Here is an 11,798-nt window from a genome sequence, read left to right on the forward strand (position 1 = left end):
GGCTGTTTCGCCACGCGCACGGCTCACGACACGAAAGAACCGCGAGAACGCTGCGTCGCGACCTACTCCTCGGCCGCGAACAGCTCGTCCACCGCCTCACGCCCGACACGCGCGGCGTCGTCCGCGAGCTCGTCCTCGTCGACGCCCGCTTCGGGCGCGTTCACGTAGACGTCCACCGTGAGCACGCCGTCCTCGAACGTCACCGCGACGTCGAGGTCGCGGACGTAGGATTGCTTCACCCGCGAGAAGAGATGGCCTTCTGCGGCTTCCGCGGCGGTTCGGACGACCGTCTCGTCGTCGACCATCGCCTTACGCGCCGCCGGGCCCGCCGCCCATCATGCCGCCCGCGCCGCCGAGCATGCCCTGCAGCTCCTCCTGGAGCTCCTCGAACTGGTCTTCGACGCGCGTCTCCTGTTTCTCCAGGGACTGCACGCGGATCTCGAGGTTGTCGACCTTCTCTTCGAGGTCCTCCGCGGCCTCGTCGTAGTCGGTCTGGACGAGGAGCTCGCCGACCTCGCGGTACATGACGGTGTCCTCGTCGATCTCGTCGAGCTCGTCGAGCGCCGTCTCGGCCTCGCTGAGCTGCGTCTCGGCCTGCTGCTTCTGCGCCGCGACCGTCTGGGCCTTCTCCTGAAGGTCCTGCAGCTCTTCGAGCTTCTCCTGCGCCTCGGGCGGAAGGTTGCCCTGCATGCCCGAAACGTGCACGCCCGGAGGTAAAAACCCCCGCTTTGCCGGACGCCGTCGCTGGCGCTCGTCGGTCCGAAAACGCCGGTTGAGGGGGGAGAGGGGGAGTCGCGCGGACCGGGTCCGAGGAGTGCGGACCCGACCCGCCTATCGAACCGGCGCACGGGACGATGCGCTCCACGCAAAAATAGCTAGACCTATCTCCGCAGGGCCGCGTGAGTTCGCCCGGTCTCGTTCGCCCGCTCGGCGACGGCCACGAGCGTCGTCCACGTGTTCGTCCCGGCGCGCAGGGCGGTCAGGTCCGCCGCCGTCACCGCGACGCGTACCGTCTCGCCGTCGCGCTCGACGCTCGCTCGCGTCCGCTCGCTCTCGATGTCGCCGGCCTCGACGCGCACCGCGTCGGCGACGGCCGCGGCTACGCGCTCGGTCTCGTACGAGAAGACGAGTGACGTCCGATGCATCGCTCGCACGTCTCTCGACGGCGCGTTACTGGACGTCGACTTCCTTGACGTCGCGGCTGCGCTCCTTCAGCAGGACGCGGTGCCCGCAGTAGGGACAGCGGACGCCGCCGTAGGCGTCCAGTTCGACGTCTCGCTTACAGCGGGAGCACTTGTACGACATCGACCGTTACGCCTCGGACTCCTCCTCGGCGAGGGCGGTCCGGATGGAGCGCGTGACGGCCTCGCCCCCGGGCGTCGAGGGCCGGTACGCGCCGCCCGCGAACTTGTAACCGCACTTGCCGCACTGCCAGATGCCCGTCCCCTTGCGGTCGACGGCGTCGGAGCCACAGTCCGGACAGCTGTGGTCGTCGTTCGTGTCGCTCTCGATCTCGCTGACGCGGCGTCGTGCGACGCGACCGTAGCGCGCACCGAAGCGCCCCGCGCTACCGGTGTTGTTGGAGCCCTTGCTGGCCATGATATCGACCACTAGCTCCAGCGCGCACATAAGCCCTACGAGTCGACGACCGCGCGCTATCCCGTGAGCTCCGCGTCCTCTAACGCCTCGTTGAGGTCGTCGCGGACGCGCTCGCCAGTCTCGCGGTCCATCGCCGTCGTGACGACGCGGTTCTCCTGCACGCTGGAGCCGTCGCGGATCAACAGCCGGACGTTCCCGTTGCCGTCCGCCCGCGTCACCTTCGCCCGGACGCCGCCGCGCGCGCCCGACCCGCTCGCGTCGATCGGACCCGGGATCACCTTCTTCACGTGCGGGTGGGCGGCCACTTCCCGGATCGCGCGCTGGCCGACCCGACCACCGATCAGCGTGCTGTGCGTCCCGCCGATCTTCTCCGCGGGCGCCTTCTCCACGACGTCGAGCTCGCGCTCCCCGCGGCGTTCGACGACGGTCTCGACGGGGTCGTCGGCCGGCACGCGGTAGACGTCGTAGCGGAGGTCGGCGCGCACGGCCTGTACGACCGCCCGGTCGCCCGCGACGTACACCTCCTCGGGGCGTTTCCGGCGCACCTCGTCCGCGATCCGCCCCGCGAAGTTCCGGATCCGCCTGCCTTCGAGGTCGGCGTCCGCCTCCGGCGTCGTCGCGATGTCCGTCTGTCCTACCACCTCGTCCTCGTCGAGGAAGGTGAGCGTCGCGTGGTCGGGCGCGGCGTGGACGACGACGGCGTCCGCGTTGCGGGTCTCGCACACCAGGCAGTAGTCGCCCGGCTTCTCGAGTGGGGTCCCGCAACGCGAACACTCCATGCCGGCGAGAACGCGGGCGTGACGTAAAACCGCCCTGCTTCCTCAGAGCGAGAGCGGCCCGCTCTTGAGGTACTCGCGCAGGAGAACGGTCGCGTAACTCCCCTTCGGGAGCGCGAACTCGAACGTGAGCGGATCGCGCTCGACCGTGAGGGCACTCCGAACGAGGATCGCGCGCCGCGTCCCCGTCGAGTCGAACGACCCCGGGAGGTCGAAGTCGGCGGGTTCGATTCCGACGTCCGCGCAGACCTCTCGCTCGATCTCGCCGGGTTCGCCCTCGCCGAACTCGGTGTCCGTACCGACGAGCGGCGCGGTGACGAACGCCCGCCCGCGTTCGAGGTGGCGGTTCACGACTTCCACGCGGCCCGCCGTGACGCGCTGCGTCCGATCCGCGTCCGGAAGCACCGGTTCGCCGTCCGCGTCCGCGAAGCAGACGACGTCGCCCGCGACCGCCCGGTCGAACGGCAGACCGCGTTCGAGGCGCTCGGAGCAGATCCGATTGAACACGTACGATTGGGCGGCGTGGACGAAGAGCCGCTGGAGGTTCGACGGGAACGTCTCCAGGGCCTCGCGGAACTCCTCGGGACGCTCTCCCCCGTTCTCCGCGAGCGCGTTCAACACCGCGCGCTCGTAGCGCAGGCGTCGCGGGAAGCGCTCGATGGCCCCGCTCCAGTCGCGCGTCTCCTCGACGAACGACCGCGCCTCGCGCGTCTCCGGGGGCTCCGCCGTCGAGGGGTTCCCGACGTACGCCATCACCGCCCCCTCCCAGTCGCCGCGGAGGACCGCGAGGCCGACTTCGTGAGTCACGGGCCGATAGCTGCCGAAACGCTGTTGTCCGAAGAGGTTCGGGACCCCGACGCTCGTCGCGCCCTCGCCCGAACCGTCCGCGTGACCCTCCTCGCTCGCGTTCGCACTCGCCTCCCCGTTCGCACCGCCGAACGCCGCGAGGTCGCGCGTCACGTCGTCGACGGGGCCTGGATCGGCCTCGCGGACGACGATTCGGAACTCGTTCCCCCGGAGGTCGCCGAAGCGGATCGGGCGGCCCGCGCGTCCGACCACGTCGAGCTCCGCGTTCCCGATCTCCGGCAGGTCGTCGGGGGCGACGCCGCGCACGCTGAACAGCTGGGTCGTGACGGCGTTGCGGTCCTTCGTCCCCGCCCACGAGACGCGCTCGCGGCTGATCCCGAGCTTGTTCGAGAGGTCGCGAGCGAAGCCGTTCGTGTCCCAGTTCGTCAGCGTCGCGCGGAAGACGAGGTGCGGGTAGGCGCCCGCGTCGGCGTCCGCGGGCTCGGTGTCGAACGCTTCGAGCTCGCGCACGCGGAAGTCCGCGGCGGACTCCCGGAGCGACCCCCCGGTGCCGGGCGCGTCGCTCACGTAGTAGTCGATCCCGACGGCGCGCTCGATCTCGTGGGCGGCGCGCATCAGTAGAGCGAGAGGTCGCCCGTGACGGCGTCCACCTCGTTGTCCTGCGCGGGTCCGACACCGCACGTCGTCGCCGTCCCCGAGTCGAGTTGCGTGCGCCCGGCGTCGCGGACGATCGACGTCGGGAGGCCGCGGCGCCGGGCGTTCTCAGCGACCTCGAGGAGCTCGGACTCGGAGCCGACCTTCACGACGATCTTCGGCTGGCCCGCGTCCCTCCACGCGCGCACCGCGTCCGGACCGGCGTTCTCCGCGGCGTTCATGGCGGCGTGCGCGACCTGCGCGGCGAGCTTCCCCCGCCCCATCCCGAGATCCGTCCGGGCGGCGATGACCTGCTTCATACCCGAGGAAGCGACCAAGGCGGCATAGGCGTGGCGACCCGCCACGGGAGCGGACGCAGAGAGGTTCGCTTAACACGCCCCGGCGTCTCCCCGTGCGTATGATCCTCTCCGACGCCGATCTCCTCGATCGCATGGAGTCCGGCGACCTCGTCGTCGAGCCGCTCGACGATCCCGAACTCCAGATCCAGCCCGCGAGCATCGACGTCCGGCTCGGCAAGCGCTTCCTCGAATTCCAACACGCGAACATCCCCTGTATCCACCCGACGGATCAGACGGAGGTCGAGGAGTACGTGAGCGAGACGTACGTCGAGGCCGACGAGGAGTTCATCCTCCACCCCGGTGACTTCGTCCTCGGAACGACGAAAGAGCGCGTCGAAGTCCCCCCGGACCTCGTCGCGCAGGTCGAGGGCCGCTCCTCGCTCGGCCGCCTCGCCGTCGTGGTGCATGCCTCCCTCCCCGCTGACGAGCAGATATTCCTCTGGACGCCCGAGGACGGCTTCGGGTTCCACCGTATCGGTGACGTCGTCGCCGCGGAACCGAACGCGCACGCCGTCTCGTTCGATCCGAACTCGCTCGGAGTTCACACGTTCCCGATCACTGATTTCATTACGAACCCCGCCAAGCGCGTCTTCGAGGTCACGCTTGACTCCGGCCGAACCGTCCGCGTGACGCGCGACCACAATCTCTTCACGCTGGACGAACGCGGCCGTACGGCGCGGCTCGCGAGCGAGGACGCGGTCGGCGAGTACGTGATGGTCCCGGGGACGCTTCCGAGCGCGTCCACGCCGGAGACAGAACTCGACTTGCTCGACGTGCTCGGCGATCACACCGACGACGTCACGGTCTACGCGACCGACGGCGTCGGGACGGTCGACTGGGAAGGGGTCCCCTCGGGGTCTCGACGGCATTATCGCTCTCGGGGCAGCGCTCCGCTCTCCGCGACGAAGCGGACGACGGTTCCGGCCGACGCGGAGCTCGCGTTCAAGGGGAGTGACACACGCCTCCCGAGGACGATCCCCGTCACGCCCGAACTCGGGTGGCTACTCGGGTTCTACGTCGCGGAGGGGTACGCGAGGCGGAAACAAGTCGTGCTCGGTCAGAAGGAGCACGAGCCACTCGAGCGCGTCGCGGACTGGTTTGCCCGGTACGACACGCCAGTCTCTTGGTCGCAGACTTCGGACGGTGTCCACCAGCTGACGATCTGCTCCGCGCTCTGGTCCCGGATATTCCGAACCCTCGCAGCGGCCGGCTCGGAGAAAAACATCCCCGCACGCCTCTGGAACTGGTCGGACGAGGTCGTCGAGGCGTTCTACGAGGGGCTCCTCGATGGGGATGGCCACCGAAGAGACGGACGCGATACGCTCTACACCGCGAATGAAGCCCTCGCCGACAGGGCGACCTATCTCGGGAGTCGCCTCGGCTACGCGACGTCGACGTACCACCGTCAGCGCGATAACGATGCGCAGAGCGACGAGTGGGCAGTCGACTTCTACGAGGATGCCCACAAACGCGGGCAGTACGTTCCGAACCCGTCCGCCCTCCTCCGAGATCTGCGCGAGGACGCCGGTCTCACCATGGCGGACGTCGCGGACGCCATCGGGCGTTCCTCGAAGTCGTCCGTCTCGAACGTCGAGAACCGAACGTACGACGTGGTCACACGCGAGACGCTCGCCCGACTCCGTGACTGCTACGCCGACCACGATGCCGACGTGAGTCGCCTCGACGCGATTCTCAATGGGAACGTCCGGTTCGACCGCGTGGAGTCCGTCGAGGACACCGGCCGCGTCGAGACGACGTACGACCTCGAAGTCCAGCCGCGGGGCCGGCGCGTGGAGAACTTCCTCGGTGGATTCGGTGGCGTGTTCCTCTCCAACACCGCCGGCTTCATCGACCCCGGTTTCCACGGCAAGATCACGCTCGAACTCTCGAACCTCGGAACCGCACCTGTCGCGCTCACGCCCGACATGCGGATCAGCCAGCTCGTCTTCACGGAGCTCTCCTCGCCGGCCGAACGACCCTACGGCGCCGCGCGCGGCTCGAAGTACCAGGACCAAGACGGCCCGCAGGCCTCGCGCATCCAGGGCGACGCGGAGTTCGGCGGCGACCAGTCCGGGGGCGGAGGCGGGGGGGACGCGTAGATGCGCTTTCTCGAGGAGGTCGTCGTCGACGAGTTCCTCCCGACGTACCGCTCGCTGCTCGCGGCGGCGCTCCGGGAGCGCGGGCTCACCCAGCAGGCGGTCGCCGACCTGCTCGGGGTGAGCCAGAGCGCGGTCTCGAAGTACGCGAAGGGAGAGGTCGGGACGCGCGCGGAGATAGAGACGGACGAGCGCGTCACCGATCACGTCGCGGAGGTGGCCGACGGCCTCGCGGACGGAACGCTCTCGCGCGTCGGCGCGCTCGCGGAGGCCGAGGCGCTCGTGCGCGACCTCGAAGCGCCGGGCGACGTGCTCGCGGACATCCACGCCGAGCAGATGCCCGAGCTCGCGGGGGCGGGCGTCGACTTCCGCGGGACGGGCGAGGGGGCGCTCCGGGAGCGCGAACACGTCCTCGCGGACCTCCGCCGCGGCGTCAAGTTCCTGGAGCGCGCCTCGGGGTTCGCCACGCTCATCCCCGCGGTCGGCTCGAACCTCGTCGAGTGTCTCCCGGACGCCGAGACGCCGGAGGACGTCGCTGGCGTCCCCGGGCGGATCTTCGACGTGATGGGACGGACGACCGTCCCCTCGGACCCCGAGTTCGGCGTCTCCGCGCACGTCGCTACCGTGCTCCTCGCGGCCCGCGACGCCGGGAGCGACGCGCGCGCCGCGATCAACGTCGCGTACTCCCCCGACCTGATCGATTCCCTCGCCGAGGCGGGCTACGCCCCGGTCGAGTTCCCCGCGGAGTCCGAATCCGACGACACGCGAAGCGCGGTGCGCGACGCCGTCGCGGACGCGCCGGACACGCGCGCGCTCTACCAGACCGGCGGCTACGGCGTCGAACCCATCGTCTACGTGCTCGGCGACGACGCGCCGAGCGTCGCCGCGGCCGTCCGGTCCTTCTGCTGATTCTGACTACGAGGTGCCGACGCGCAAGAGCCCCCGCGGGCTGTGACACGCCCGATCGACGACGGTGACGCGAAAGCCCGGTTCGTCGTCGTCGGTCGGTTCGAAGCGGACGTCCGCGCCCGGGCGTCGCCGTAGCAACTCGACCGCGAGCGGGAGCGTGAGCACCCGCTGACCGCGTCCGAGCGCGTAGCCGTCGAGGGCGACCGTCGGCGACTCCGCCGGGCCGTCGACGCGGTACGCGTCGAGCAGGCCGGCCGCCGCGACGCTGTCGAGGCTGTCCGTGAGCGCGTCGGTCGGCTCGGCGACGGGATCGAGTCGCCCCGCCGCCCGGTTCAGGACGACCTCCTGTTCGTGGACGCTCAGCATCTCGTCGAGCACCGCGCCCATGCTCCGCAGGAGGAGCAGACAGAGGTCGTCGGGGTCGTCGACGGTCTCCGCGGCGTCGAGGTAGGCGTCCATCACGGCGCGCTCCGCGTCGCGGAAGCCACCCCCCGAGAGCGTCTCGAAGACCGCGGCGGCGACCTCGTGGCAGAACTCGCTCCGGTCCGTCGGCGTGTGGACGGTGGCGTCGCCCGTCGGCTCCCGCGGAAGCTGTCGGACGATGACGTCCCGGTGTGGTAGGTGCGGGTCGTACTGCCGTAACTCCGCCCGGTAGGCGTCCACGAGGTCGGCGGCCTGCGTCGCCGTCCCGCGGTCCGGAAAGCGGCGATCGCCCGAGGGAATCGGCCGCTCCCCCGTTCGAGCGCACGCGAGGTAGTACGAGCCGTCGTCGCAGGCGTACCCTTCCAGGCGCTCGCGGATCTCGTCGAGTGTCCGCCCGACCATCTACACCACCACCCGTTCCGAGTGTCGCGCCATGTGTTTAGGCTAGCCTAAAACGTAATGGGTGTTGTGGTCCCGGACTCACTCGCCGTCCGCGAGCGCGCCCTCCCTGAGGCGACGCTCCGCGGCTTCGAGCGCCGCGTCGCGGTCGAACTCCGCGACGATCGCCTCCAACTCCTCGCGCGACGACCCCGCGAGGTCGCGCGCGTGGCGCGTGACGTTCGGGAGCGCGCGCAGGATGTTGTCGACGATGGGGACCGCGGCGGTCCGGGCGCTCCGCGAGAGCGGGTTCAGGTCGATCACGATCTCCGTCTTCCCCATCTCGCCCAGCGCCTCCGCGCGGTCGCCGTCTTCGAGGGGCACGAGCACGACGTCGGCGTCGTAGATCCCGTCCGCGTCGACCTTCGCGCGCTCGTGGGAGAGCCCGGGGATGCGCGCGTCCGCCGTCAGCCCCTTCACCTCCGTCGCGCCGTGCTCGCGGAGGTGGTCGGCGATGGCCTGCACACGCTCTGCCGTCCGTCCGAAGAGGTTCACCTCGATGTCGGCACCGGTCGCGCCGGCCAGGGCCACCACTTCCTCGGGCACCAGCGCCGCGACGTTCCCGTTCACGCTGATCACGGGGTGTTCGGCGAGCAGGAAGTGCGCCGCCGCCGCGCGCGCCGCCCGATCCGCGCTCGGGATCGTCTCCTCGCCGAGCAGGTAGTCGAAGGCCTCCCCGCGCCCCTCCGCGATCAGCCCCTGCGTGCTCGTGATCCCCTTCTCCACGCCGTCCTCGATTCGGTGGCGTGTCACCAGTGACTGATATCGGGGGTGGTCCTCCGGGACGTCGACCTCGTCGCTCATACCCTCGGTTCGGCCGCGTACCGTCAAAAGCGCCGCGTCTCTCGCTCCCGACTCCTCGTCTTACCCGGGGTCGTCGCCTTACTCGCCCGTGAGACTCGCGCCCGCGTCGTGCACGCGCGTCATTGCCGCATCGTACCCCGCGTCGCTCAGCCCGTGTCCGAGCGCGAACACCGTGTGTCCGAGCATCGCCATCGACGCCTCGCCGCCCGCCTCGACGACGTCCGCGACGATCTGCTCGACCTCCGGCGTGAGGAGATCCGCCTCCTCCGCGAACCGCCGCGACTCCCGGACGAACCCCTCGATCGTCGGCCGCTCGCGCAGCGACTCCAGCGCCCGCACGCCGGCCGACGACAGCCGTGCCGTCGAGCCCGCGAGCACGTCCGCCGTCGAGAGCTCGCCGAGCGAGACGTACTCGATCCGGCCCGTCGCCGGCACGCCGTCGAGCTGCCCGTGGGGCGGCGCCCCCGGATCGAGGCGGATCGGGACGCCGCCGCGCGCTTGGGCGACCACGTCGCCGAGCCCGGTCCCCGCCGCGACTTCGCCCTCGTGAGCGAGTCGCACGAGGTCGTTCTCCGAGCGCCCCGTCTCGAACGCGCCGTTCGCCGCTAGCGCCGCGCCGAGCGCGATCCCGCCCGAGACGCCGAAGCCCGCCCCCACCGGGAGGTCGGTCGACGCCGTCACCGACGCGGTGGCGTCGAGCGCGTCCAACACGTGTTCGGCCGCTGGCACGGTCGTCTCGCGGCCGTTCAGCGTCACCGTCCGCTCGCTCGCCGGCGCGACCCGGACCCTGACGCCGTCCGCGAGCGTCACGCCCGCCCCCCGCGACCCGGTCTTCGCCGGCGTCCCGGCCCGGTGGACGGAGAAGAATCCCGTGATGTGTCCGGGGACGAACGCCGCGGCCTCGTCGATCATCGTTCCGTGGTGAGTGCGGCCCCCGGTTAAGGCTTGCAGTTCGTCCCGACCGCCGCGGTGCGCGACCAGTACGCCCGTCGATCTGTCGTCCCGCCGCCAAAACCGTCATCCGCGCGGTCGAAGTAGCGACACCAGCCCGCGACCGGAGGCGTCGATTGTCGGAGCTCCCGCGCGAGACGGATTACGACGACCGTAGAATCCGGTCACTCCTTCGAGGGGGGAGCCATCGACCACCGGGGGAACGCGGCGGGGCCGTCTCGGCCTCGTTGCGTCCGCACTCGTGCGGTCGTTCCCTTCCCGGCCCGGGGTCGTCACACGTCCGAGGCACCGCAGACCGCAAAACCGCGAGCGACCGCCACGTCAGAGACGTCGCCGGCGCGGATCGGAGCGACGTGAACGTGGTTCGACGTGCGCGCCTCTGCGGGGGCCGGTGTCGATCTCGCGGGACCCCGCTCGGTCCGTTCCGCTTCACTCCCCGCTCCCGCCCGCCGGGCCACGCCGTCGCCTTACGGCGACAGGCGCTGCCGATCGCGTGAGACACGCTTCGCGTGCCTCACTGGCTCGTCAACGTGCTCGCCTCACGGCGAGAGCCGGTTCCGGTCGCGGAAGACGCTGGGGCGTCTTCTCGGCTCAGCAGGTCTTCGTCTACGGACTCAGAGGCTGCCGGTCTCGCGGGAACAACGAGAGACTCGCTACGCTCACCTCTCTGGCTCCCGCTCGCCGGACCGCGTCCAGCCCTACGGGCTGAGACGCTGCCGGTCTCGCGGGAACAGCACCGCCTCCCGGATGTTCTCCAAGCCGAGCATCGTCATGATGAGGCGCTCGACGCCGTACGCCCACCCCGCGTGGGGCGGCATGCCGTATTTGAACATCTTCGTGTAGTAGTCGAACTGCTCCGGGTCGAGCCCTTGCTGTTCGAAGCCCTCGACGAGCGCCCCGTAGCGGTGCTCGCGCTGCCCGCCGGAGACGAGCTCCATGCGGGGGTGCATCAGGTCGAACCCCTTCGAGGTCGTGGGGTCGTCCTCGTAGTCCTGGATGTAGAACGGCTTGATCTCGCTCGGCCAGTCCGTGATGAAGTAGTGTCCGCCGACGTCGTCGCCGAGCGCGCGCTCGGCCTCCGTCGAGAGGTCGTCGCCGTAGACGAGCTGCTCGTCGAGCTCGCCCGTCGCGTTGATGCGCTCGATGGCCTCCTCGTAGGTGAGCCGCGGGAAGTCGCCGTCCGGCGTCTCGAAGTCGTCGTAGCCGAGCAGGTCGAGCTCCTCGGTGCAGTTCTCGGCGACGGCCTCGTAGGCCGCCTTCAGCGTGCCCTCACAGACGTCCATCGCCTCCTCGTGGTCGATGAACGCGGACTCGAAGTCGATCATCGTCGCCTCGTTCAGGTGTCGGGGCGTGTTGTGCTCCTCCGCGCGGAAGATCGGGCCGACCTCGAAGACGCGCTCCAGCCCGGAGCCGACCATCAGCTGCTTGAAGAGCTGCGGGCTCTGGTTCATGAACGCCTCCTCGCCGAAGTACGTGATCGGGAAGAGCTCCGTACCGCCCTCGGTGCCGGTGGCGACGATCTTCGGCGTGTTGATCTCCGTGCTGCCGATGCTTCGGAAGTAGTCGCGGACCGCGCGCAGGACCTCGGCTCGGATCTCGAAGATCGCCTGTACCTCCTTCTTCCGGAGGTCGAGCGTCCGGTTGTCGAGGCGCGTCGAGAGGTCGGCGTCGACCTTCCCGGAGGGGTCGAGGGGGAGCTCCGCGTCCGCCTCGTTCAGGACCTCCACCGACCCGGGGAGCATCTCGACGCCCGTCGGGGCGCGATCCTCCGCCTCCACCTCGCCGGTGACGCTGATGACGGACTCGCGGTGGACGTTGAGCCCCGTCTCGACGAGGTCCTCGTCCATCTCGTCCTTCTCGAACTTCACTTGGATCTTGCCGGACTTGTCTCGGAGGATGAGGAAGGCGATCCCGCCGAGGTCGCGGACCTCGTGAACCCACCCGGCGACCGTCACGTGGTCGCCCGGTTCGGCGTCTGCCGTGTACGTTCTCTCGTCCATACG

General features: G+C 70.2%; 14 protein-coding genes and 1 pseudogene. 3 read left to right on the forward strand and 12 right to left on the reverse strand.

The features are described from left to right. Positions 1-62: 62 nt before the first annotated feature. From IEX91_RS06240 to pth2, 8 genes are all read right to left on the reverse strand, one after another. Positions 63-305 (reverse strand): DUF3194 domain-containing protein, encoded by a 243-nt coding sequence (locus tag IEX91_RS06240; protein ID WP_188877758.1) that lies wholly within the window; start codon positions 303-305, stop codon positions 63-65. Between the two features lie 4 nt (positions 306-309). Further along, positions 310-690 carry a prefoldin subunit beta gene (locus tag IEX91_RS06245; RefSeq protein WP_188877759.1) on the reverse strand — a complete coding sequence of 127 codons (381 nt, stop codon included), beginning with the start codon at positions 688-690 and terminating at the stop codon, positions 310-312. A gap of 191 nt (positions 691-881) precedes the next feature. After that, a complete protein-coding gene (locus IEX91_RS06250) occupies positions 882-1,145 on the reverse strand; it encodes a KEOPS complex subunit Pcc1 (protein WP_188877760.1) in 264 nt (87 codons plus the stop codon). A 25-nt stretch (positions 1,146-1,170) separates the two neighbouring features. Next, positions 1,171-1,305: a DNA-directed RNA polymerase subunit P gene (locus IEX91_RS06255; protein WP_123074201.1), complete on the reverse strand. Its 135-nt coding sequence runs from the start codon at positions 1,303-1,305 to the stop codon at positions 1,171-1,173. Between the two features lie 6 nt (positions 1,306-1,311). After that, a complete protein-coding gene (locus IEX91_RS06260) occupies positions 1,312-1,599 on the reverse strand; it encodes a 50S ribosomal protein L37ae (protein WP_188877761.1) in 288 nt (95 codons plus the stop codon). A gap of 56 nt (positions 1,600-1,655) precedes the next feature. Further along, on the reverse strand, positions 1,656-2,378 hold the full coding sequence (locus IEX91_RS06265) for a DUF2103 domain-containing protein (protein WP_188877762.1): 723 nt from the start codon (positions 2,376-2,378) through the stop codon (positions 1,656-1,658). Positions 2,379-2,420: 42 nt separating this feature from the next. Continuing rightward, entirely contained in the window at positions 2,421-3,797 is a 1,377-nt protein-coding gene (truD, locus tag IEX91_RS06270; protein ID WP_188877763.1) for a tRNA pseudouridine(13) synthase TruD, read from the reverse strand. Further along, a complete protein-coding gene (pth2, locus tag IEX91_RS06275; protein WP_188877764.1) occupies positions 3,797-4,135 on the reverse strand; it encodes a peptidyl-tRNA hydrolase Pth2 in 339 nt (112 codons plus the stop codon). Before pth2 ends, truD begins: the two co-directional genes overlap by 1 nt. 98 nt (positions 4,136-4,233) lie before the next feature. Between pth2 and dcd the strand changes: the two are divergent. The 3 genes and pseudogenes from dcd to IEX91_RS06285 all read left to right on the forward strand — a co-directional run. After that, positions 4,234-4,587, forward strand: a pseudogene (gene dcd / locus IEX91_RS16715) (dCTP deaminase); the annotation flags it as partial. Continuing rightward, entirely contained in the window at positions 4,576-6,273 is a 1,698-nt protein-coding gene (locus IEX91_RS16485) for a dCTP deaminase domain-containing protein (RefSeq protein WP_407647945.1), read from the forward strand. The pseudogene dcd and the gene IEX91_RS16485, both read left to right, overlap by 12 nt. Further along, positions 6,274-7,179 carry a thiamine-phosphate synthase family protein gene (locus IEX91_RS06285; protein WP_188877766.1) on the forward strand — a complete coding sequence of 302 codons (906 nt, stop codon included), beginning with the start codon at positions 6,274-6,276 and terminating at the stop codon, positions 7,177-7,179. A 6-nt stretch (positions 7,180-7,185) separates the two neighbouring features. Here IEX91_RS06285 and IEX91_RS06290 read toward each other — a convergent pair whose 3' ends face one another. From IEX91_RS06290 to aspS, 4 genes are all read right to left on the reverse strand, one after another. Then, positions 7,186-8,004: a DUF7551 domain-containing protein gene (locus IEX91_RS06290; RefSeq protein WP_188877767.1), complete on the reverse strand. Its 819-nt coding sequence runs from the start codon at positions 8,002-8,004 to the stop codon at positions 7,186-7,188. Between the two features lie 78 nt (positions 8,005-8,082). Beyond that, entirely contained in the window at positions 8,083-8,844 is a 762-nt protein-coding gene (locus IEX91_RS06295; protein WP_188877768.1) for a 4-phosphopantoate--beta-alanine ligase, read from the reverse strand. 78 nt (positions 8,845-8,922) lie between these two features. Then, positions 8,923-9,756 carry a pantoate kinase gene (locus IEX91_RS06300; RefSeq protein ID WP_188877769.1) on the reverse strand — a complete coding sequence of 278 codons (834 nt, stop codon included), beginning with the start codon at positions 9,754-9,756 and terminating at the stop codon, positions 8,923-8,925. 737 nt (positions 9,757-10,493) lie between these two features. Then, entirely contained in the window at positions 10,494-11,795 is a 1,302-nt protein-coding gene (aspS, locus tag IEX91_RS06305; RefSeq protein ID WP_188877771.1) for an aspartate--tRNA(Asn) ligase, read from the reverse strand. Between the last annotated feature and the right edge of the window lie 3 nt (positions 11,796-11,798).

This window comes from Halarchaeum nitratireducens (assembly GCF_014647155.1).
GTDB lineage: Archaea > Halobacteriota > Halobacteria > Halobacteriales > Halobacteriaceae > Halarchaeum > Halarchaeum nitratireducens.

Bases quoted from the DNA above. Each gene is read 5' to 3' on its own strand.
- IEX91_RS06285 (WP_188877766.1), top strand. From the start codon at position 6,274: ATGCGCTTTCTCGAGGAGGTCGTCGTCGACGAGTTCCTCCCGACGTAC.
- IEX91_RS06245 (WP_188877759.1), bottom strand. From the start codon at position 690: ATGCAGGGCAACCTTCCGCCCGAGGCGCAGGAGAAGCTCGAAGAGCTG.
- pth2 (WP_188877764.1), bottom strand. From the start codon at position 4,135: ATGAAGCAGGTCATCGCCGCCCGGACGGATCTCGGGATGGGGCGGGGG.
- IEX91_RS06265 (WP_188877762.1), bottom strand. From the start codon at position 2,378: ATGGAGTGTTCGCGTTGCGGGACCCCACTCGAGAAGCCGGGCGACTAC.
- IEX91_RS06260 (WP_188877761.1), bottom strand. From the start codon at position 1,599: ATGGCCAGCAAGGGCTCCAACAACACCGGTAGCGCGGGGCGCTTCGGT.
- IEX91_RS06300 (WP_188877769.1), bottom strand. From the start codon at position 9,756: ATGATCGACGAGGCCGCGGCGTTCGTCCCCGGACACATCACGGGATTC.
- aspS (WP_188877771.1), bottom strand. From the start codon at position 11,795: ATGGACGAGAGAACGTACACGGCAGACGCCGAACCGGGCGACCACGTG.
- IEX91_RS06240 (WP_188877758.1), bottom strand. From the start codon at position 305: ATGGTCGACGACGAGACGGTCGTCCGAACCGCCGCGGAAGCCGCAGAA.
- IEX91_RS06250 (WP_188877760.1), bottom strand. From the start codon at position 1,145: ATGCATCGGACGTCACTCGTCTTCTCGTACGAGACCGAGCGCGTAGCC.
- IEX91_RS06255 (WP_123074201.1), bottom strand. From the start codon at position 1,305: ATGTCGTACAAGTGCTCCCGCTGTAAGCGAGACGTCGAACTGGACGCC.
- IEX91_RS06290 (WP_188877767.1), bottom strand. From the start codon at position 8,004: ATGGTCGGGCGGACACTCGACGAGATCCGCGAGCGCCTGGAAGGGTAC.
- truD (WP_188877763.1), bottom strand. From the start codon at position 3,797: ATGCGCGCCGCCCACGAGATCGAGCGCGCCGTCGGGATCGACTACTAC.
- IEX91_RS06295 (WP_188877768.1), bottom strand. From the start codon at position 8,844: ATGAGCGACGAGGTCGACGTCCCGGAGGACCACCCCCGATATCAGTCA.